The sequence below is a fragment of the Arthrobacter sp. BC5 genome, assembly GCF_056680255.1.
In genome coordinates, this window is the sequence record NZ_CM155273.1 from 660,627 (window position 1) to 684,701 (window position 24,075).

Below are 24,075 nucleotides of genomic sequence, written 5' to 3' on the forward strand. Positions count from 1 at the left end.
TTCAGTTGTGGTTCTCCGGTTGTTGGTTGGGAACCGCATAGTGGACGCGTAGCATGTGATCTTCACCGTCCCCCGTGGTCACTGGTGTCCTGGTTGCCCAGGGGTCCCGGTGGGGGGTGGTGTGTGGTGTAAGTTATCGGCTTATTAGTACCGGTCAGCTTCACAGGTCTTTCGTCCCTGCTTCCACATCCGGCCTATCAACCCAGTGGTCTGGCTGGGGGCCTCTCACACTCGAGGTGTATGGAAATCTCATCTTGAAGCAGGCTTCCCGCTTAGATGCTTTCAGCGGTTATCCCATCCGAACGTAGCTAATCAGCGGTGCACTTGGCAGTACAACTGACACACCAGAGGTTCGTCCGTCCCGGTCCTCTCGTACTAAGGACAGCCCTTCTCAAATTTCCTGCGCGCGCAGCGGATAGGGACCGAACTGTCTCACGACGTTCTAAACCCAGCTCGCGTACCGCTTTAATGGGCGAACAGCCCAACCCTTGGGACCTACTCCAGCCCCAGGATGCGACGAGCCGACATCGAGGTGCCAAACCATGCCGTCGATATGGACTCTTGGGCAAGATCAGCCTGTTATCCCCGAGGTACCTTTTATCCGTTGAGCGACGGCCATTCCACAATGTGCCGCCGGATCACTAGTCCCGACTTTCGTCCCTGCTTGAGATGTCTCTCTCACAGTCAAGCTCCCTTGTGCACTTACACTCGCCACCTGATTGCCAACCAGGCTGAGGGAACCTTTGGGCGCCTCCGTTACTTTTTAGGAGGCAACCGCCCCAGTTAAACTACCCATCAGGCACTGTCCCTGACCCGGATTACGGGCCGAAGTTAGATATCCAGAGTGACCAGAGTGGTATTTCAACGATGACTCCACATGAACTGGCGTCCACGCTTCACAGTCTCCCACCTATCCTACACAAGCCACACCGAACACCAATACCAAACTATAGTGAAGGTCTCGGGGTCTTTCCGTCCTGCTGCGCGTAACGAGCATCTTTACTCGTACTGCAATTTCGCCGAGTTTATGGTTGAGACAGCGGGGAAGTCGTTACTCCATTCGTGCAGGTCGGAACTTACCCGACAAGGAATTTCGCTACCTTAGGATGGTTATAGTTACCACCGCCGTTTACTGGGGCTTAAATTCCCAGCTTCGTCCCACGCAAGCGTGAAACTAACCGGTCCTCTTAACCTTCCAGCACCGGGCAGGAGTCAGTCCGTATACATCGTCTTGCGACTTCGCACGGACCTGTGTTTTTAGTAAACAGTCGCTTCCCCCTGGTCTCTGCGGCCCTGATCCGCTCCGGTGAGCAAGTCACCATCACAGTTGGGGCCCCCCTTCTCCCGAAGTTACGGGGGCATTTTGCCGAGTTCCTTAACCATAATTCTCTCGATCGCCTTAGTATTCTCTACCTGATCACCTGTGTCGGTTTGGGGTACGGGCGGCTAAAACCTCGCGCCGATGCTTTTCTCGGCAGCATAGGATCACCGAATTCCCCCATACGGGGGTCCCATCAGATCTCAGGCTCGTGATCGAACACAAGAACGCGGATTTGCCTACGTTCTGCCCTACATCCTTAGACCGGGACAACCATCGCCCGGCTCGGCTACCTTCCTGCGTCACACCTGTTAATACGCTTACCTCCCGAGATCAGGTCCCGCGATCCACAAAAAACCACGTCACCACAAGGGTGGCCGGTCATGCTTCTGGCGGTTAGTATCCCTCGATCAGTATTGGCGGTTTTTCGCCGGTACGGGAATATCAACCCGTTGTCCATCGACTACGCCTGTCGGCCTCGCCTTAGGTCCCGACTTACCCAGGGCAGATTAGCTTGACCCTGGAACCCTTGATCATTCGGCGGACGGGTTTCTCACCCGTCTTTCGCTACTCATGCCTGCATTCTCACTCGTGTAGGCTCCACCGCTGGTTTACACCGCGACTTCACTGCCCACACGACGCTCCCCTACCCATCCACACCCTTGAACCAGGAGAACAAGTCTCCGGCTTGGGATATATGTGAATGCCACAACTTCGGCGGTGTACTTGAGCCCCGCTACATTGTCGGCGCGGAATCACTTGACCAGTGAGCTATTACGCACTCTTTCAAGGGTGGCTGCTTCTAAGCCAACCTCCTGGTTGTCTGGGCAACTCCACATCCTTTCCCACTTAGCACACGCTTAGGGGCCTTAGTTGGTGGTCTGGGCTGTTTCCCTCTCGACTATGAAGCTTATCCCCCACAGTCTCACTGCTGCGCTCTCACTTACCGGCATTCGGAGTTTGGCTGACGTCAGTAACCTTGTAGGGCCCATTAGCCATCCAGTAGCTCTACCTCCGATAAGAAACACGCAACGCTGCACCTAAATGCATTTCGGGGAGAACCAGCTATCACGAAGTTTGATTGGCCTTTCACCCCTACCCACAGCTCATCCCCTCCATTTTCAACTGAAGTGGGTTCGGTCCTCCACGACGTCTTACCGTCGCTTCAACCTGGCCATGGGTAGATCACTTCGCTTCGGGTCTAGATCACGCCACTCTGGTCGCCCTATTCAGACTCGCTTTCGCTACGGCTTCCCCACACGGGTTAACCTCGCGACGTAACACTAACTCGCAGGCTCATTCTTCAAAAGGCACGCCGTCACAACTACTAAGGTTGCTCCGACGGTTTGTAGGCACACGGTTTCAGGTACTATTTCACTCCCCTCCCGGGGTACTTTTCACCTTTCCCTCACGGTACTGGTCCGCTATCGGTCATCAGGGAGTATTTAGGCTTACCAGGTGGTCCTGGCAGATTCGCACGGGATTTCTCGGGCCCCGTGCTACTTGGGATCCTCTCCAAACGGCGTCACGCATTACGGTTACGGGACTAACACCCTCTCCGGCCGGGCTTTCAAACCCGTTCACCTATACGCACGCACTCATTTCACCAGTCCGGCAGAACTGGAACGGAAAGTCCCACAACCCCAGTGATGCAACGCCCGCCGGCTATCACACACCACTGGTTTAGCCTGTTCCGCGTTCGCTCGCCACTACTAACGGAATCACTATTGTTTTCTCTTCCTGTGGGTACTGAGATGTTTCACTTCCCCACGTTCCCTCCACGTACCCTATGTGTTCAGATACGGGTCACCCGGTCACTCGCGCGCCGGGCGGGGTTTCCCCATTCGGACATCCTGGGATCAAAGTTCGGTTATCAACTCCCCCAGGCTTATCGCAGATTCCCACGTCCTTCTTCGGCTCCTGATGCCAAGGCATCCACCGTGTGCCCTTAAAAACTTGACCACTAAGATCAAAAACATATCGAGAAAACCAGGCCCGGACATACGTCCGAAACCAGATTTATCTTAGAAATTGCTTCTTTTTAAGATGCTCGCGTCCACTATGCAGTTCTCAACCAACAACCCCAACACACCCGGACACCACCCCAACCAAGGGGACCGGCGACCAGCATGCGCAGGAAAACCAGAAACAACCCAACCCCCCCCACCACCTCGCACCGACACAGACACCCGGCAAACACCGGACACCCGCACCACCACGAACCACGCAGGAAGGCCCTGTTATCTCAGGACCCAACAGTGTGCCAAACACCACCCGGCAACCACACCGGCAACCCGCTTTCCAGAACCACCACCGAACCGCACCCCACCCCGAAAGGAAGGAACACGGACACAGACGATGAGACGTACTCACGAACCGCCAGGAGCCACCAGGCACCTATTCATTGATATTCCACCCATGAGCACCCACCGCGGAACAAACGCCCGCGCTATGGGCTAACTCCTGCACGCCACACACCCGACACACTGGACGGGCACATGAACATGAGGCGCTCCTTAGAAAGGAGGTGATCCAGCCGCACCTTCCGGTACGGCTACCTTGTTACGACTTAGTCCCAATCGCCGGTCCCACCTTCGACGGCTCCCTCCCACAAGGGGTTAGGCCACCGGCTTCGGGTGTTACCAACTTTCGTGACTTGACGGGCGGTGTGTACAAGGCCCGGGAACGTATTCACCGCAGCGTTGCTGATCTGCGATTACTAGCGACTCCAACTTCATGAGGTCGAGTTGCAGACCTCAATCCGAACTGAGACCGGCTTTTTGGGATTAGCTCCACCTCACAGTATCGCAACCCTTTGTACCGGCCATTGTAGCATGCGTGAAGCCCAAGACATAAGGGGCATGATGATTTGACGTCGTCCCCACCTTCCTCCGAGTTGACCCCGGCAGTCTCCCATGAGTCCCCGGCATAACCCGCTGGCAACATGGAACGAGGGTTGCGCTCGTTGCGGGACTTAACCCAACATCTCACGACACGAGCTGACGACAACCATGCACCACCTGTAAACCGGCCACAAGTGGCTGACACATCTCTGCATCATTCCGGTTCATGTCAAGCCTTGGTAAGGTTCTTCGCGTTGCATCGAATTAATCCGCATGCTCCGCCGCTTGTGCGGGCCCCCGTCAATTCCTTTGAGTTTTAGCCTTGCGGCCGTACTCCCCAGGCGGGGCACTTAATGCGTTAGCTACGGCGCGGAAAACGTGGAATGTCCCCCACACCTAGTGCCCAACGTTTACGGCATGGACTACCAGGGTATCTAATCCTGTTCGCTCCCCATGCTTTCGCTCCTCAGCGTCAGTTACAGCCCAGAGACCTGCCTTCGCCATCGGTGTTCCTCCTGATATCTGCGCATTTCACCGCTACACCAGGAATTCCAGTCTCCCCTACTGCACTCTAGTCTGCCCGTACCCACCGCAGATCCGGGGTTAAGCCCCGGACTTTCACGGCAGACGCGACAAACCGCCTACGAGCTCTTTACGCCCAATAATTCCGGATAACGCTTGCGCCCTACGTATTACCGCGGCTGCTGGCACGTAGTTAGCCGGCGCTTCTTCTGCAGGTACCGTCACCAACCCAAAGAGCCGGCTTCTTCCCTACTGAAAGAGGTTTACAACCCGAAGGCCTTCATCCCTCACGCGGCGTCGCTGCATCAGGCTTGCGCCCATTGTGCAATATTCCCCACTGCTGCCTCCCGTAGGAGTCTGGGCCGTGTCTCAGTCCCAGTGTGGCCGGTCACCCTCTCAGGCCGGCTACCCGTCGTCGCCTTGGTAGGCCATTACCCCACCAACAAGCTGATAGGCCGCGAGTCCATCCAAAACCACAAAAGCTTTCCACCAACATGGCATGCGCCAGAAGGTCGTATCCAGTATTAGACCCGGTTTCCCAGGCTTATCCCAGAGTCAAGGGCAGGTTACTCACGTGTTACTCACCCGTTCGCCACTAATCCCCCCACAAGTGAGGTTCATCGTTCGACTTGCATGTGTTAAGCACGCCGCCAGCGTTCATCCTGAGCCAGGATCAAACTCTCCGTAAATGCATTACAGACACAACAACACCACCCGGGAAAACGGGTGACACCATTGCACAAAATTCGAAACCAGCCAAAAAAACCAGCCACCACACGGGGTGCGGCAACCAGCAAATTCAACCAATCAAAAAACAATCGGTATCAACAAACTTGGCACACTATTGAGTTCTCAAACAACAGAAACGTTCGACTACTTGCAATCCCAACGCTTTCACGTTCTATCGGGCTTGTTTTCCTTCGCCGTTATGTTTACAGCTTATTTCATTCTCTTTTCTCTTGTCAAATCCTCTGCTTTGGCCTAGGGCCTGCATTTCGGAATACAACAAGACAATCCCATGACAAATAGAGGTCAATTTCGTTTTCGCTTCAGAGCGCACGAAGTGACCGCTGGATTTGAAGGGGGTTGGCTGCCCTCACCGGGGCAACTCATAAGACATTACACGCCGTACTGGATGGGAGCAAACCGACGGGACGTTGCCTCCGTCACGTGTACCCGTCGACCTCCCGACGCTGTTCGGTCCTGGCCCCGGCCGGCTCTTCGGAGGAGACCGGGCGCCACAGGAAGCCCCGGGATGGCGACCTGGTGGTGCAGTTTCCGTAGATCGGCGGAGTGTCCAGCACCACCTGCGCGGCTTTGTCGTAGGCCGACCGATCGCTATACGGCTCGCACGGACGGAACAGCTCGCCCCGCCACCGCCGGCCAGGCTTGCCCTGAAGGCCGGGATGGTGCGATCCCCGAGCGGCACGTGGCGGGTCGGCGCCCGTCGAGTCGCCTGTGCCCCTCGAGTAGCCGGCGTAGTGGATGAAAAGGAGCATGGTTAGGCGAACAATGCGGGATAGCTCCGGCTCTATACGGGCGATGCGATCGGGACATGACGGCTGTCACTCCACGGATAGGGGCAGCAGTACCGCACGGTGTGTGGCAGTACGACCCGAGGTGGCTTGCCCCTCGGTTCCTGAACACTCATGACTCGTTCGAGCCCACCGATATGCATGCCTCATCCGGGTACCCCGACCACGCGTCGTCGTGGTCGAAGCACACCGGTAGGCAGCCAGGTGTGCAGCGATCACCACGCGATACCCCGGATGGGAGGGCGCAGCCCCGACCGTCGCTCCGCTCGCCGTCCTGGTGCTCATGGTGAATGGGAGGAACGATACGTCTCCAGTCCGAGCCAGCGCCGCTCGATGGAACCTGCCGCTGCCAGGAGCAGGGACCAGGGCTGCGGCCGGCCACGCGACGGAGCACCGGTTGGACGGCAGCTCTCGCCGGCCACAACTCCGGACTGACCCCGCGGACCCGATGACACTGGACAGAGCCAGTACCGGGTCTGGCACGGGCACCAACTGCTCGGCCGCACCCTCGCTCAGTACACGGCGGGCTGAGGTACTGCTCCGGTGGGACCTGGAGCGATCCGTTCTACCCCAGGCCGGGTTCCTGTAGGCGGGAGGGGCGAGCCCGGACGCAGGCTCGTCTGGGAAACCTTCCGGACCAGGAAGCGCTGCTACGCGATCACCGATCACGAGTGCCGCCACCGACAAGCGAGCCAGGCTTCCGCCCGTCGGGTGACTGCCAGCGATCAGGCACCGGTGATGAGTAGCGAACGTCGACCACACACGTGCACCGGTCGAAATCCTCAGGCACATCTTCCGACTCCCGGGTCTCCCACGGTCGGCTTGTGGGAAGGACGCCATGACCCGAGGCGATTCTCAAACCACGTGCCTTTGTCCAGGCTCGCCCTGAACGGCGAGGCCTGCATGCTTGCTCCGAAGGAAAGTGAGGACCCCTTAGGCCTTCGCCGGCAGAGCATCCCCGGCTAAGGGTCCGCGGTCGTCCTTCACGCTCATCAGATCCTCCTGCAACGCCGTGCGCACACAGCTCCACCTCCTGACGCTGAGCATGGATCAGGGAGCAGACCACAACGGGCACGATGGCCACCGCACCCACGACGAGATACGTACAGTGGATGACCCGTTGGCCACATCAGCCACTCCCGCAGCCGGACCAGATCCAGCCGTTCGGTCTCGACCGGCCGGGTTGGGCGGCGTGGTGGCCGGAGTCGGGCAGGTGGCGTTTCGTGGTTGGGGCGCCCGGGTTCCGTGGTGGCGCGCGCCCGGCCTTACGGGCACCATCCCCGGGTGGTGGTCGGGGTGTGGGTTAAAGGGGGGAAGGCCCCGCACCTGGTGGTGTGGGGCCTTCCCTGTGTTAAGTGTTGTCCGGCGGTGTCCTACTCTCCCACACTCTCTCGGGTGCAGTACCATCGGCGCTGTGGGTCTTAGCTTCCGGGTTCGGAATGGGACCGGGCGTTTCCCCCACGCTATGACCGCCGTAACCCTTGCTACCTGACGCACCGTTTCGTCCCGTACCTGGTGGTGCGGGGTGTGGGTGCCGGTAAATCTGTGGGGTTACATCCGTCGTGCTGGATGTACTCATATTCAGTTGTGGTTCTCCGGTTGTTGGTTGGGAACCGCATAGTGGACGCGTAGCATGTGATCTTCACCGTCCCCCGTGGTCACTGGTGTCCTGGTTGCCCAGGGGTCCCGGTGGGGGGTGGTCTGTGGTGTAAGTTATCGGCTTATTAGTACCGGTCAGCTTCACAGGTCTTTCGTCCCTGCTTCCACATCCGGCCTATCAACCCAGTGGTCTGGCTGGGGGCCTCTCACACTCGAGGTGTATGGAAATCTCATCTTGAAGCAGGCTTCCCGCTTAGATGCTTTCAGCGGTTATCCCATCCGAACGTAGCTAATCAGCGGTGCACTTGGCAGTACAACTGACACACCAGAGGTTCGTCCGTCCCGGTCCTCTCGTACTAAGGACAGCCCTTCTCAAATTTCCTGCGCGCGCAGCGGATAGGGACCGAACTGTCTCACGACGTTCTAAACCCAGCTCGCGTACCGCTTTAATGGGCGAACAGCCCAACCCTTGGGACCTACTCCAGCCCCAGGATGCGACGAGCCGACATCGAGGTGCCAAACCATGCCGTCGATATGGACTCTTGGGCAAGATCAGCCTGTTATCCCCGAGGTACCTTTTATCCGTTGAGCGACGGCCATTCCACAATGTGCCGCCGGATCACTAGTCCCGACTTTCGTCCCTGCTTGAGATGTCTCTCTCACAGTCAAGCTCCCTTGTGCACTTACACTCGCCACCTGATTGCCAACCAGGCTGAGGGAACCTTTGGGCGCCTCCGTTACTTTTTAGGAGGCAACCGCCCCAGTTAAACTACCCATCAGGCACTGTCCCTGACCCGGATTACGGGCCGAAGTTAGATATCCAGAGTGACCAGAGTGGTATTTCAACGATGACTCCACATGAACTGGCGTCCACGCTTCACAGTCTCCCACCTATCCTACACAAGCCACACCGAACACCAATACCAAACTATAGTGAAGGTCTCGGGGTCTTTCCGTCCTGCTGCGCGTAACGAGCATCTTTACTCGTACTGCAATTTCGCCGAGTTTATGGTTGAGACAGCGGGGAAGTCGTTACTCCATTCGTGCAGGTCGGAACTTACCCGACAAGGAATTTCGCTACCTTAGGATGGTTATAGTTACCACCGCCGTTTACTGGGGCTTAAATTCCCAGCTTCGTCCCACGCAAGCGTGAAACTAACCGGTCCTCTTAACCTTCCAGCACCGGGCAGGAGTCAGTCCGTATACATCGTCTTGCGACTTCGCACGGACCTGTGTTTTTAGTAAACAGTCGCTTCCCCCTGGTCTCTGCGGCCCTGATCCGCTCCGGTGAGCAAGTCACCATCACAGTTGGGGCCCCCCTTCTCCCGAAGTTACGGGGGCATTTTGCCGAGTTCCTTAACCATAATTCTCTCGATCGCCTTAGTATTCTCTACCTGATCACCTGTGTCGGTTTGGGGTACGGGCGGCTAAAACCTCGCGCCGATGCTTTTCTCGGCAGCATAGGATCACCGAATTCCCCCATACGGGGGTCCCATCAGATCTCAGGCTCGTGATCGAACACAAGAACGCGGATTTGCCTACGTTCTGCCCTACATCCTTAGACCGGGACAACCATCGCCCGGCTCGGCTACCTTCCTGCGTCACACCTGTTAATACGCTTACCTCCCGAGATCAGGTCCCGCGATCCACAAAAAACCACGTCACCACAAGGGTGGCCGGTCATGCTTCTGGCGGTTAGTATCCCTCGATCAGTATTGCCGGTTTTTCGCCGGTACGGGAATATCAACCCGTTGTCCATCGACTACGCCTGTCGGCCTCGCCTTAGGTCCCGACTTACCCAGGGCAGATTAGCTTGACCCTGGAACCCTTGATCATTCGGCGGACGGGTTTCTCACCCGTCTTTCGCTACTCATGCCTGCATTCTCACTCGTGTAGGCTCCACCGCTGGTTTACACCGCGACTTCACTGCCCACACGACGCTCCCCTACCCATCCACACCCTTGAACCAGGAGAACAAGTCTCCGGCTTGGGATATATGTGAATGCCACAACTTCGGCGGTGTACTTGAGCCCCGCTACATTGTCGGCGCGGAATCACTTGACCAGTGAGCTATTACGCACTCTTTCAAGGGTGGCTGCTTCTAAGCCAACCTCCTGGTTGTCTGGGCAACTCCACATCCTTTCCCACTTAGCACACGCTTAGGGGCCTTAGTTGGTGGTCTGGGCTGTTTCCCTCTCGACTATGAAGCTTATCCCCCACAGTCTCACTGCTGCGCTCTCACTTACCGGCATTCGGAGTTTGGCTGACGTCAGTAACCTTGTAGGGCCCATTAGCCATCCAGTAGCTCTACCTCCGATAAGAAACACGCAACGCTGCACCTAAATGCATTTCGGGGAGAACCAGCTATCACGAAGTTTGATTGGCCTTTCACCCCTACCCACAGCTCATCCCCTCCATTTTCAACTGAAGTGGGTTCGGTCCTCCACGACGTCTTACCGTCGCTTCAACCTGGCCATGGGTAGATCACTTCGCTTCGGGTCTAGATCACGCCACTCTGGTCGCCCTATTCAGACTCGCTTTCGCTACGGCTTCCCCACACGGGTTAACCTCGCGACGTAACACTAACTCGCAGGCTCATTCTTCAAAAGGCACGCCGTCACAACTACTAAGGTTGCTCCGACGGTTTGTAGGCACACGGTTTCAGGTACTATTTCACTCCCCTCCCGGGGTACTTTTCACCTTTCCCTCACGGTACTGGTCCGCTATCGGTCATCAGGGAGTATTTAGGCTTACCAGGTGGTCCTGGCAGATTCGCACGGGATTTCTCGGGCCCCGTGCTACTTGGGATCCTCTCCAAACGGCGTCACGCATTACGGTTACGGGACTAACACCCTCTCCGGCCGGGCTTTCAAACCCGTTCACCTATACGCACGCACTCATTTCACCAGTCCGGCAGAACTGGAACGGAAAGTCCCACAACCCCAGTGATGCAACGCCCGCCGGCTATCACACACCACTGGTTTAGCCTGTTCCGCGTTCGCTCGCCACTACTAACGGAATCACTATTGTTTTCTCTTCCTGTGGGTACTGAGATGTTTCACTTCCCCACGTTCCCTCCACGTACCCTATGTGTTCAGATACGGGTCACCCGGTCACTCGCGCGCCGGGCGGGGTTTCCCCATTCGGACATCCTGGGATCAAAGTTCGGTTATCAACTCCCCCAGGCTTATCGCAGATTCCCACGTCCTTCTTCGGCTCCTGATGCCAAGGCATCCACCGTGTGCCCTTAAAAACTTGACCACTAAGATCAAAAACATATCGAGAAAACCAGGCCCGGACATACGTCCGAAACCAGATTTATCTTAGAAATTGCTTCTTTTTAAGATGCTCGCGTCCACTATGCAGTTCTCAACCAACAACCCCAACACACCCGGACACCACCCCAACCAAGGGGACCGGCGACCAGCATGCGCAGGAAAACCAGAAACAACCCAACCCCCCCACCACCTCGCACCGACACAGACACCCGGCAAACACCGGACACCCGCACCACCACGAACCACGCAGGAAGGCCCTGTTATCTCAGGACCCAACAGTGTGCCAAACACCACCCGGCAACCACACCGGCAACCCGCTTTCCAGAACCACCACCGAACCGCACCCCACCCCGAAAGGAAGGAACACGGACACAGACGATGAGACGTACTCACGAACCGCCAGGAGCCACCAGGCACCTATTCATTGATATTCCACCCATGAGCACCCACCGCGGAACAAACGCCCGCGCTATGGGCTAACTCCTGCACGCCACACACCCGACACACTGGACGGGCACATGAACATGAGGCGCTCCTTAGAAAGGAGGTGATCCAGCCGCACCTTCCGGTACGGCTACCTTGTTACGACTTAGTCCCAATCGCCGGTCCCACCTTCGACGGCTCCCTCCCACAAGGGGTTAGGCCACCGGCTTCGGGTGTTACCAACTTTCGTGACTTGACGGGCGGTGTGTACAAGGCCCGGGAACGTATTCACCGCAGCGTTGCTGATCTGCGATTACTAGCGACTCCAACTTCATGAGGTCGAGTTGCAGACCTCAATCCGAACTGAGACCGGCTTTTTGGGATTAGCTCCACCTCACAGTATCGCAACCCTTTGTACCGGCCATTGTAGCATGCGTGAAGCCCAAGACATAAGGGGCATGATGATTTGACGTCGTCCCCACCTTCCTCCGAGTTGACCCCGGCAGTCTCCCATGAGTCCCCGGCATAACCCGCTGGCAACATGGAACGAGGGTTGCGCTCGTTGCGGGACTTAACCCAACATCTCACGACACGAGCTGACGACAACCATGCACCACCTGTAAACCGGCCACAAGTGGCTGACACATCTCTGCATCATTCCGGTTCATGTCAAGCCTTGGTAAGGTTCTTCGCGTTGCATCGAATTAATCCGCATGCTCCGCCGCTTGTGCGGGCCCCCGTCAATTCCTTTGAGTTTTAGCCTTGCGGCCGTACTCCCCAGGCGGGGCACTTAATGCGTTAGCTACGGCGCGGAAAACGTGGAATGTCCCCCACACCTAGTGCCCAACGTTTACGGCATGGACTACCAGGGTATCTAATCCTGTTCGCTCCCCATGCTTTCGCTCCTCAGCGTCAGTTACAGCCCAGAGACCTGCCTTCGCCATCGGTGTTCCTCCTGATATCTGCGCATTTCACCGCTACACCAGGAATTCCAGTCTCCCCTACTGCACTCTAGTCTGCCCGTACCCACCGCAGATCCGGGGTTAAGCCCCGGACTTTCACGGCAGACGCGACAAACCGCCTACGAGCTCTTTACGCCCAATAATTCCGGATAACGCTTGCGCCCTACGTATTACCGCGGCTGCTGGCACGTAGTTAGCCGGCGCTTCTTCTGCAGGTACCGTCACCAACCCAAAGAGCCGGCTTCTTCCCTACTGAAAGAGGTTTACAACCCGAAGGCCTTCATCCCTCACGCGGCGTCGCTGCATCAGGCTTGCGCCCATTGTGCAATATTCCCCACTGCTGCCTCCCGTAGGAGTCTGGGCCGTGTCTCAGTCCCAGTGTGGCCGGTCACCCTCTCAGGCCGGCTACCCGTCGTCGCCTTGGTAGGCCATTACCCCACCAACAAGCTGATAGGCCGCGAGTCCATCCAAAACCACAAAAGCTTTCCACCAACATGGCATGCGCCAGAAGGTCGTATCCAGTATTAGACCCGGTTTCCCAGGCTTATCCCAGAGTCAAGGGCAGGTTACTCACGTGTTACTCACCCGTTCGCCACTAATCCCCCCACAAGTGAGGTTCATCGTTCGACTTGCATGTGTTAAGCACGCCGCCAGCGTTCATCCTGAGCCAGGATCAAACTCTCCGTAAATGCATTACAGACACAACAACACCACCCGGGAAAACGGGTGACACCATTGCACAAAATTCGAAACCAGCCAAAAAAACCAGCCACCACACGGGGTGCGGCAACCAGCAAATTCAACCAATCAAAAAACAATCGGTATCAACAAACTTGGCACACTATTGAGTTCTCAAACAACAGGAGCTACCGGCACCAAACACAACCAAACCGCTGTGTCCTCGCTCCGAAGCAACTTTACAAGCTTACCCGGCTGTCTCCGTTTCTCCAAATCGGCCGGTTCCCACTCTTTCTCGGCCGGTTCCCGCCAATACGGACAGGAGCGATGCTTCGAATGTGTGGTTGTCGGCCGATCAGATGACTTCATCAGCGCGGGTACTAACACTAGCACCGCTCGCGCCGGAAAGTAAAACGACTGCGGACCCCCTCCTGGGAGGGGGTCCGCAATGGTATCGGGCAGCCGATGATCAGGAAGCGGCGGGCTTCAGATAGAGCACTCCCAGCGGGGGGACACGCACGTCGCCGAAAGCGGGCTGGCCGTTGTGCGCACCCTCGTGTGCAGTGATCCGACCCGAGTTCCCGACGCCCGAGCCTCCGAACTCCTCGGAGTCGGTGTTGAGGACCTCGGTCCACTCCCCCGCCCATGGCAGACCGACCCGGAAGCCCTCGTGCGGACCGCCTGCGAAGTTCGCGATGCAGACGAGCGGATTGCCCTGGTGGTCCCACCGGATGAACGAGAGCGTGTTGTGCTCGCCGTCGTTCTCGTCGATCCACTGGAAGCCGGCGGGCTCGTTGTCCCGCGCGTACAGCGCGGGCGTCTCCTTGTAGATCGTGTTCAGCGACCTGACGAGCTGCTGCACCCCCTTGTGGGACGGAGTGTCGGTGAGCCACCAGTCGAGGCTGTGCTGCTCGGCCCACTCGGATTCCTGCGCGAACTCGGTGCCCATGAAGATGAGCTGCTTGCCTGGGTGTGCCCACTGGAACGCGAGGTACGCCCGGACGTTGGCGAGCTGCTGCCATCGATCGCCCGGCATCTTGCGCAGGAGCGAGCCCTTGCCGTGCACTACCTCGTCGTGGCTGATGGGGAGCATGAAGTTCTCGGTGTACGCGTACACCATCGAGAACGTCGCCTTGCCGTGGTGGTGGACGCGGTTGATCGGGTCCTCGGAGATGTACTCGAGGGTGTCGTGCATCCAGCCCATGTTCCACTTGATCCCGAACCCGAGGCCGCCGGCACTCGTGGGCCTGGTGACGCCGTCGAACGCGGTGGACTCCTCGGCCACCATGACGATTCCCGGTGCCCGCTTGTAGGCGGTCGCATTGACCTCCTGCAGGAAGGAGATGGCCTCGAGGTTCTCCTGGCCGCCGAACTTGTTCGGCCGCCACTGGCCTTCCTCCCTCGAGTAGTTCAGGTAGAGCATGGAGGCGACGGCGTCGACACGCAGTCCGTCGATGTGGAACTCCTCGAGCCAGTACAGGGCGTTCGCGACGAGGAAGTTGCGGACCTCCCTGCGGCCGAAGTCGAAGATGAGGGTGCCCCAGTCCCGGTGCTCGCCGAGGAACGGGTCACCGTGCTCGTACAGCGTGCCGCCGTCGAAGTTCGCCAGAGCCCACGCGTCCTTCGGGAAATGGGCGGGGACCCAGTCCATGATGACGCCGATCCCGGCCTGGTGGAGCGTGTCGACGAGGTACCTGAAGTCGTCGGGTGAACCGAAGCGGGACGTCGGGGCGAAGTAGGACGTGACCTGATACCCCCACGACCCGCCGAACGGGTGCTCGGCGACCGGCATGAGCTCGACGTGCGTGAAGCCCTGCCAGGAGACGTACTCCGCGAGCTGCTCCGCGAGCTCCCGGTAGCCGAGCCCCTGGCGCCAGGAACCGAGGTGCACCTCGTACACGCTCATCGGGCCGTTGTGGGGATCACCGGCCGCCCGGGCCTCCATCCACTCCTCGTCGCCGAAGACGTAGGTCGACTCGACGACCTTGGAGCCGGTGAGCGGCGGCACCTCGGTGCCCCGTGCCATCGGGTCGGCCTTCTCTCGCCACTGGCCGTCGCTTCCGAGGATGCGGAACTTGTAGCACGTCCCGGCCCCCGCTCCGGGGATGAAGATCTCCCAGATGCCCGAGCTGCCGAGAGCGCGCATGGCATTGGTGCTTCCGTCCCAGCCGTTGAAATCACCCATCACCTGCACGGCCCGGGCGTTGGGGGCCCAGACAGCGAAGGAGACGCCCTCGATGTCGCCGAGCACCGACGAGTAGTGGCGGACGTGGGCGCCGAGCGCGGTCCACAGCGTCTCGTGCCGGCCCTCCCCGATCAGGTGCATGTCGATCTCGCCCAGGGTCGGCAGGAACCGGTACGGGTCATCGACCGTCACCGGGTCGCCGTCGTACGTCACTTCGAGCCGGTAGTCGGGTACGTGTCCGGGATTCTCCGCCGGCAGTGCGCCGGCCCAGATGCCGTTGTGCTCGTGGCTCAGTTCGGTGCGGCCGGAACCGGTGATGACGACGACGGACCGGGCCAGTCGGCGCAGGGTCCGGATGGTCACGACGTCGTTGCTGTCCAGGTGTGCGCCCAACACCGCATGGGGCTGGTGATAGACGCCGTCCGAGACCTGCTGGAGGACGGACTGCTCCACTGCGGCGGGAGTAAGATCCGGCGCGACGTGATCGCCGGCCTGCGCGTCGTCGGCACCCCGCCCCGTCCCCGAGCCGCCGTCGGAGGCCGCGTCGGCCACCGCCGTCGTCGCGTTCTTCGCTTTCCCTACCACTGCCTTCGCTGTCCCGGCGACTGCTTTGGCTGCCTTTGCCGCGAGGCTTTCCTCGCCTGCGCCCTCGTCCGGACCGGCGTTCTTCGGAGAATTCATGTCAGCTGCTTTCGTTGCGTCCGCACCGGGCTGTGCACCCAGGGCGCGTCGGACGTCCCGGACGGGCATCTCCACCCAGTCCGGCCTGTTGCGGATCTCGTAGACGACTTCGTACAGGGCCTTGTCGAGCCAGAGGGCACGGAAGAGCGGCCCGTCGGTGTCCACAGGCGCTCCGGACTCCTCCGCGTAGCCCTCGAGGAATGCCTCCCGAGCGGCGTCGGACCACTGTTCCGTCACGGCCGCCTCGGACGATCCGACCGGCGCCGCACCGCGGGAAGCTGCCGCGTACTCGAGCGAGCGAACCATGCCGACGACGTCGCGCACAGGCACATCGGGAACGCTTCGCTCGGCCGTGGGGCGGAGTGGTTCGCCCTCGAAATCGATGATGAGCCATGTGCCGTCGGGCGACTGGAGCACCTGGCCGAGGTGGAGGTCGGCGTGGATCCGCTGCAGCGGCGGGATGTCCGCGAGGGTCTCGATGTCGGCGATGATGCGATCCACCTCGGCATCCAGGGTACCGACGGCGTCACCCGCTTCCTCCCAGGCCCACCGGATGCGCCGCACGAGGGCGTCCTTGAAGTCCCTCTCCTCGTCGTCGGTGGCCTTGCGGCTCCCGAAGGCGCCGTCGAGCTGCCGGTGGATCCTGGCGACGGCCCGGCCGAGACTTCGGGCCTCGGCCGTGAAGTCACCGGCGGTCGTTGCCGCGGATGACGCGGTGCGCCAGGCGTCGGTGCTTCCCTCGACGAAGTCGCGCAGCACGCTGACGTGGCCCGTCACGTGGTGGCCCGGCTCGCCATGGGCTTCCTGCCAGGTGCCCGTGACCCAGCCGAAGGTATCGGGGGTGTCCGTCGACCCGCCGGCGGTGAGTTCTGCGCTGATCTGCACATCGGGGCTTTCGCCGGCCGCCAGCACGCGGAAGAACTTCACGATCATGGATCCCGCACCGGAGCCGTAGACCACCGAGGTGTTCGACTGCTCCCCCTGGAGAACCTTGACCGGCTGGGCGACGCCCGGCTCCTGATGGGCCGGAGCCTTGATGACGACACCCGTGAGCCGCCCGTCGGGCGTCCTGCCGCCGCTGAGGATGAAGTCGACCCACAGCCGCACGAAGTCGGCGTCGTGCGTGGCGTCGTACGCCCACCGGGCACCGAGCTCGGGGTGTTCCACCTGGCCGATGAGTCCCGCAGCGGCGTCCTCGAGTGGTTCGCTGCGGTAGCTGATCGGCACGCTGACGACGTCGGTCCGCCGGCCGGAATCGACCGCCAGGAAGTGCACCTCGAAGCCCGCCGCGCCGGCCGGGTCCTCCAGCACAGTGCCGCCGACGACCGTCAGGTCCACCGACCGCTCCTTCGCCGGGAACCACCGCTGGGATGGAAGCCATTCGGTGAGGATCTCCGGGATGAAGGGTATGTGGGTCGCCATTATCTGATTACCTCCGAGAGGGGAATGACGGGCATGGCCTGGGTGTGCGGCGACGAGGTGTTGGAGTTCGCGGAGCGGACCCGCAGCCAGAAGAAGTCGTGGCTGCCGAGCGTCAGGGTGATATCGCCGTCCTCCGCGAACGCCGGGAAGATCGACCCTCCGAACAGGTCCCGGAGCCCGCGGCCCGCGAACTCCGCGAGGCGCATCCTCGCGGCGACCGGGTGCTGCGACAGGTTGAAGACACAGAGCACCGACTCGGCGGGCTCGCCTTCGGCATTGGGCTCCTCGACCTCCCGGAGGAAGGCGAGCACGTGCTCGGACTCGACCGGGACGTTGCGGTAGGCACCCAGCCCGAAGGCCGGGTGGGCCTTGCGGACCGCGAGCATCTGGCGGACCCAGTGGAGCAGCGAACTCGACGTGGCCATCTGCGCTTCGACGTTCACGTGGTTGTAGTGGTAGACGAGCGACTGGACGACCGGGAGGTACAGCTTGCCCGGATCCACCGGGGAGAAGCCTGCGTTGCGGTCCGGGTTCCATTGCATCGGGGTCCGCGAGGCATCGCGGTCCTCGAGCCAGATGTTGTCCCCCATGCCGATCTCGTCGCCGTAGTACAGGAACGGGCTGCCGGGCAGGGACAGCAGGAGGGCGTGGATCAGTTCGACTTCCGCCCGTGAATTGTCGAGCAGCGGGGACAACCGGCGACGGATGCCGACGTTCGCTCGCATCCGGGGGTCCGGTGCATACCACCCGAGCATCGCTTCCCGTTCTTCGCTGGTGACCATCTCGAGGGTGAGCTCGTCGTGGTTGCGGAGGAACGTGCCCCACTGGGCGCCGGCCGGGATGTCCGGAGTCTCGTCCATGGTCTCGATGATGGGGGCGGCCTTCTGGTCACGCAGCGCATAGAAGAGCCGCGGCATGATCGGGAAGTGGAAGGACATGTGGCACTCGGGGCCGTCCTCGTCACCGAAGTACTCGACGACCTCGTCCGGCATCTGGTTCGCCTCGGCGATGATGACGCGGCCCGGGTACTTCTCGTCCACCATCGCGCGGAGCCGCTTGAGGAACTCGTGCGTCTTCGGCAGGTTCTCGCAGTTGGTGCCCTCCTCCTCGAACAGGTAGGGGATGGCGTCGGCACGGAAGCCGTCGATGCCCTGGTCGAGCCAGAACTTCACGACGTCGAAGATGGCCTCCTGCACCTTGGGGTTCTCGAAGTTGAGGTCCGGCTGGTGGCTGAAGAACCGGTGCCAGAAGAACTGGCGGCGCACCGGGTCGAACGTCCAGTTCGATTCCTCGGTGTCCACGAAGATGATGCGGGCGTCCTGGTACTTCTCGTCCGTGTCGCTCCACACGTAGAAATCTCCGTACGGGCCTTCGGGATCCCGGCGGGACTCCTGGAACCAGTGGTGCTGGTCGGAGGTGTGGTTCATGGGCAGGTCGATGATGACCCTGACACCACGGGCGTGTGCCTCGGCGACGAGCCGCTTGAAGTCGCCGAGCGACCCGAACTCGTCGAGCACGTCGTAGTAGTCCGAGATGTCGTAGCCGCCGTCGCGCAGCGGGGACTTGAAGAAGGGCGGCAGCCACAGGCAGTCGACGCCGAGCCACTGGAGGTAGTCCAGCTTCTCGATCAGACCCGAGAGGTCACCGGAGCCGTCCCCGTTCGCATCGGCGAATCCGCGGACCAGGGCCTCGTAGAACACCGCCTTGCGGTACCAGTGGGGGTCGTGGGCCAGTCCAGGTGCGTTGAGCTGGAAGGGGTTGGGCACTAGCGCTGCCTCCTGATTGAAAGAATGTGGGCGGGCTCCACGTGGGGGTCGAGCCGGACGTAATTATGCTCACCCCAGGTGAAGGTCTGTCCCGTGAGGAGATCGTCCACCAGGAACGTACCGTTCTCGTCCAGATCGCCGGCGTCGAGGCCCAGGTGCGCGAGGTCGAGCGACACGGTGCTCTCCCTGGTGCTGTGCGGATCCACATTGACGACGACGATCACCGTGTCCTTGCCCTCCGCCGTCTGCTTGTGCTTCACGAACACCACCGTGGCCGGGTCGGTGCTGCCGTGGACACTCAGGTTCTCCAGGTCCCCGAGCGCGGGATGGGACCTGCGGATAGCGTTCAGGCGGGTGATGAAGGGCGCGAGCGACCGGCCTCCCGCCTCGGCGGCAGCGTAGTCCCGCGGGCGGTACTGGAACTTCTCGTTGTCGATGTACTCCTCGGCTCCCGGCCGGGCCACGTGCTCGAACAGTTCATAGCCGGAGTACACCCCCCACAGCGGACTCGCCATGGATGCGAGTACCGCGCGGATCTTGAAGGCCGCAGGCCCGCCGTACTGCAGGTACTCGGTGAGGATGTCCGGGGTGTTCACGAAGAAGTTGGGCCGGAAGTACGCCGGGGAGACCTGGCTGATCTCGGTGAAGTACTCCTCGAGCTCTGTCTTCGTGTTGCGCCACGTGAAATAGGAGTAGGACTGCTGGAAGCCTGCCCGACCGAGCGCGTGCATCATCGGCGGCCGGGTGAAGGCCTCGGCGAGGAAGATGACGTCGGGGTGCTTCTTGTTCACCCGCGCGATCAGCCACTCCCAGAACTGCACCGGCTTGGTGTGCGGGTTGTCCACCCGGAAGATCTTCACGCCGTGCTGGATCCACATCAGGACGATCCGCAGGACCTCCTTCGACAGGCCCTTCGGATCGTTGTCGAAGTTGATGGGGTAGATGTCCTGGTACTTCTTCGGGGGGTTCTCCGCGTAGGCGATGGACCCGTCGACGCGCGTGGTGAACCACTCCGGGTGGGTCTGGACCCAGGGGTGGTCCGGTGACGCCTGCAGGGCGAGGTCCAGGGCGACCTCGAGGTTCAGTTCGGTGGCCCGCGCCACGAAGGCGTCGAAATCCTCGAACGTGCCGAGGTCGGGGTGGATGGCATCGTGTCCGCCGTCCTCCGAGCCGATGGCCCACGGCGATCCCGGGTCCCCGGGACCGGCGGTCAGTGTGTTGTTGGGGCCCTTGCGGTGCGTGCGGCCGATCGGGTGGATCGGAGGCAGGTACACGACGTCGAAGTTCATGGCAGCGACGGCATCAAGGCGCTTCGTGGCTTCACGGAACGTGCCGGAGGTCCACTGGGCGGTCTCGGGATCGTAGGTGGCGCCCTCGGAGCGCGGGAAGAATTCGTACCAGGCCGCACGACCGGCCAGCTCGCGCTCCACGTTGATCGGGTAGGCCTGGGAGGCGGTGACGAGGGAGCGGATCGGCTGACGCGCGATCGCATCGTGGATCTGGGGCGACAGGCCGGCGGCGAGGCGGGCCTCGACGCTCTGGGACGGATCGGCAAGGGTGTCCGCTGCCCGGCGGAACAGTGTCGCGTCGCGGCCGGTGCGCTCGCCCGCCGCCCGGGCGAACAGCGCGGCGCCCTCGGCCAGCATCAGTTCGACGTCGACCCCGGCGGCGATCTTGATCGTCGCGTCGTGCTCCCAGGTACCGAACACATCGGACCAGCCCTCGATGGTGAAGGTGTGCAGACCCTTTGCACGAGGGGTGAGGGTTCCCGCCCAGCGGTCCAGCCCCGAGCCCACCGGCGTCATGCGGACGCGCTGCACCTCCCTGCCCCTCGGGTCGTAGAGGACTGCCGAGACGCCCAACTGGTCGTGGCCCTCCCTGAAGACGGTCGCGCCCACGGCGATGTCAGAGCCGGGAATCCCCTTCGCAGGAAAGCGTCCGTCCTCGATGACGGGACTGACCGCAGTGATGGGGATGCGGCCAAAGCGCAGTCCTTCGGGGTACTGGGCATTTCGGTTCTGCTCGGTAGGAGTGGTCACCCGTACGACGTTAGCGAGTAATGGGCCGAAATGCTAAGGGAGCTTCGCGTAGCGTCAGCGCCTGCTCCGTATTACGCAAGCGTTTACGCAGAAGCCCTCCCCACCGCTGGGCAAGTGCGCTAGCGTAACCGAGGTGAAGGCTATCCGCAGATTTACCGTCCGAACCGTCCTCCCCGAGAACATCGCGCCGCTCGGCAGGCTCGCGGGCAACCTGCGCTGGTCGTGGCACCTTCCGACCTCGCGCCTGTTCGAGGACATCGACCGCGCCGCGTGGGAGGAGAGCGGGCACGATCCGGTGTCCTTCCTCGGCTCCGTGACACGGGAGAAGCTGCAGCAGCTCTCCGACGACGAGTCGCTGGTGCAGCGCATCCAGGCACTCGGCGCCGACCTCGAGAGCTACCTGACCGAACCGCGCTGGTACCAGGGGCTCGGTGACGACGCTCCCCGCAGCATCGCCTACTTCTCCCCCGAGTACGGCATCAGCGCCGTCCTCCCGCAGTACTCCGGTGGCCTCGGCATCCTGGCCGGCGACCACCTGAAGTCGGCGTCCGACCTCGGCGTCCCCCTGATCGGCGTCGGCCTGCTCTACCAGGCCGGCTACTTCAAGCAGTCCCTCTCCCGTGACGCATGGCAGCAGGAGACCTACCCCGTCCTCGATCCCGACGGCCTGCCGCTGACGCTGCTCCGCGAGCAGGACGGCTCCGCCGCCAAGGTGGTGCTGCCCCTGCCCAACGGTCGCCAGCTGTCCGCACACATCTGGCGCGCCGACGTCGGCCGCGTCCCCTTGCTGCTCCTGGACTCCAACGTCGCCGAGAACGACGACGCCGCACGCAACGTCACGGACCGCCTCTACGGCGGTGGTGGGGACCAGCGCCTCCAGCAGGAACTGCTGCTCGGCATGGGCGGCGTCAAGGCGCTGCGCATCTTCGAGCGCCTCACCGGGACACCCGCTCCCGAGGTGTTCCACACGAACGAGGGCCACGCCGGCTTCCTCGGGATCGAGCGCATCCGCGAGCTCATGGATCCGTCCAACGAGTCGCCGATGAGCTGGGAGGAGGCCCTCACCGCCGGCCGCGCATCGACGGTGTTCACCACTCACACACCCGTGCCCGCCGGGATCGACCGCTTCGACCGCTCCCAGATCGAGCACTTCTTCCACGCCGGCCTCGCTCCGGCCGTCCCCACGGACCGTGTCCTGGCGCTCGGCGCCGAGAACTACGTGGACGGCGACCACACGAAGTTCAACATGGCCGTCATGGGATTGCGGCTCGCGCAGCGCGCCAACGGGGTTGCCAAGCTCCACGGCGAGGTCTCGCGCGGCATGTTCTCCGGCCTCTGGCCGGGATTCGATCCCCGTGAAGTGCCCATCACGTCCGTGACGAACGGCGTACACGTACCGAGCTGGGTCGACCCGGAGATCGCCGACTTCGCCCGGGCCAACTTCGGCGCGGAGTCGATCCTCGACCCGCAGTGGAGCAAGGTCTACGACGTACCGGACACCGACATCTGGGCCCTGCGCCGCAGCCTGCGCTCGAACCTGGTCGACGACGTGCGCCACCGCCTGCGCGCCTCCTGGAAGAAGCGCGGTGCCGCGGACGCCGAACTGTCCTGGACGGACTCCGTGCTGGACCCGGACGTCCTCACCATCGGGTTCGCCCGTCGCGTGCCCACCTACAAGCGGCTCACGCTCATGCTCCGCAACCCGGCCCGCCTCAAGGCGTTGCTCCTGCACCCGGAGCACCCGATCCAGCTGGTGATCGCCGGCAAGTCCCACCCCGCGGACGAGCAGGGCAAGCGCATGATCCAGGACCTGGTCCGCTTCACCGACGATCCCGAGGTCCGCCACCGGATCGTCTTCCTGCCGAACTACGACATCGCCATGGCCCGCACGCTCTTCCCGGGCTGCGACGTCTGGCTGAACAACCCGCTGCGCCCGCTCGAGGCCTGCGGCACCTCCGGCATGAAGGCCGCCATCAACGGTGGCCTCAACCTGTCCGTCCTGGACGGCTGGTGGGACGAGATGTTCGACGGCGACAACGGCTGGGCGATCCCGACCGCGAACAACGGCGCGTCGGCGGACGAGCGCGACGACATCGAGGCGTCCGCACTCTACGACCTCCTCGAGACCCAGGTGGGGCCGCGCTTCTACTCACTGGTGCCCGCCGAGGGTGCCGGCGCCGCCGGACCGTCCGAGCCTTCGCGGGACGGCGTCCCGCACCAGTGGATCGCCATGATCAAGCACACGATGGCTACCCTGGGCCCCGCCGTCTCGGCCGAGCGCATGCTGCAGGACTACGTCGAGAAGCTGTACCGGCCGGCCTGGCGCGCCGGCCAGGAGGCCTCTGCCGACTCCTTCTCGCTCGCGAAGCGGACCGCCGCCTGGCGCTCGCGCGTCCAGGGCAACTGGCCCGCCGTCCAGGTGGAACATGTGGACTCCACCGGCGTCTCCGAGAATCCACAGATCGGCGACTCGCTGACGGTCAACGCCTACGTCTCGCTCGGCGGCCTGGACCCGGAGGACGTCGCGGTCGAGGTGGCCTACGGCCGTGCCCTGGAGAGCGACGAACTGAGCGAGGTCACCGTGGAGGACCTCGCTGTCTCCGAGAACCTCGGCAGTGGGCGCTACCTCTTCACCGGCAGCATCCGGATCGACCACTCCGGGTCCTTCGGCTACACGGTGCGCGTGCTCCCGAAGCACACCACCCTGGCGACGAAGGCCGAGCTGGGGCTCGTCGTCAACGCCTGATCGTCCGGCTCCACGCCCCATGGGGAAGGCCCGGGACCGTCGCGGTCCCGGGCCTTCCCCATGCCGCTGCCGGACCGA

4 protein-coding genes and 5 rRNA genes are annotated in these 24,075 nt (G+C 61.7%); 1 reads left to right on the forward strand and 8 read right to left on the reverse strand.

The genetic code is table 11. The features are described 5' to 3' along the window. Positions 1-123 precede the first annotated feature (123 nt). The 8 genes from AC1MFI_RS02885 to AC1MFI_RS02920 all read right to left on the reverse strand — a co-directional run bounded on the left by AC1MFI_RS02885 (position 124) and on the right by AC1MFI_RS02920 (position 21,251). A 23S ribosomal RNA gene (locus AC1MFI_RS02885) occupies positions 124-3,280 on the reverse strand. 558 nt (positions 3,281-3,838) lie between these two features. Then, a 16S ribosomal RNA gene (locus AC1MFI_RS02890) occupies positions 3,839-5,372 on the reverse strand. The 16S and 23S rRNA genes sit together here, the layout of an rRNA operon. 2,206 nt (positions 5,373-7,578) lie before the next feature. Further along, positions 7,579-7,695, reverse strand: a 5S ribosomal RNA gene (gene rrf / locus AC1MFI_RS02895). A gap of 226 nt (positions 7,696-7,921) precedes the next feature. Beyond that, positions 7,922-11,078: ribosomal RNA gene (locus AC1MFI_RS02900) — 23S ribosomal RNA — on the reverse strand. Positions 11,079-11,635: 557 nt separating this feature from the next. Next, positions 11,636-13,169: ribosomal RNA gene (locus AC1MFI_RS02905) — 16S ribosomal RNA — on the reverse strand. A 458-nt stretch (positions 13,170-13,627) separates the two neighbouring features. Further along, on the reverse strand, positions 13,628-17,446 hold the full coding sequence (gene glgB / locus AC1MFI_RS02910) for a 1,4-alpha-glucan branching protein GlgB (protein WP_479819525.1): 3,819 nt from the start codon (positions 17,444-17,446) through the stop codon (positions 13,628-13,630). Further along, positions 17,446-19,212 (reverse strand): maltose alpha-D-glucosyltransferase, encoded by a 1,767-nt coding sequence (gene treS / locus AC1MFI_RS02915; RefSeq protein ID WP_479819526.1) that lies wholly within the window; start codon positions 19,210-19,212, stop codon positions 17,446-17,448. The genes glgB and treS overlap by 1 nt, the downstream gene beginning before the upstream one ends. Then, positions 19,212-21,251 (reverse strand): alpha-1,4-glucan--maltose-1-phosphate maltosyltransferase, encoded by a 2,040-nt coding sequence (locus AC1MFI_RS02920; protein ID WP_479819528.1) that lies wholly within the window; start codon positions 21,249-21,251, stop codon positions 19,212-19,214. The genes treS and AC1MFI_RS02920 overlap by 1 nt, the downstream gene beginning before the upstream one ends. Positions 21,252-21,384: 133 nt before the next feature. On the opposite strand from AC1MFI_RS02920, the gene glgP reads away from it, so the two are divergent. Beyond that, positions 21,385-23,997, forward strand: a complete 2,613-nt coding sequence (glgP, locus tag AC1MFI_RS02925; protein ID WP_479819530.1) for an alpha-glucan family phosphorylase — start codon at positions 21,385-21,387, stop codon at positions 23,995-23,997. The last annotated feature ends 78 nt before the right edge of the window (positions 23,998-24,075 follow it).

Excerpts from the sequence above, each read along its gene's own strand:
- glgB (WP_479819525.1), bottom strand. The coding sequence starts at position 17,446 with ATGGCGACCCACATACCCTTCATCCCGGAGATCCTCACCGAATGGCTT.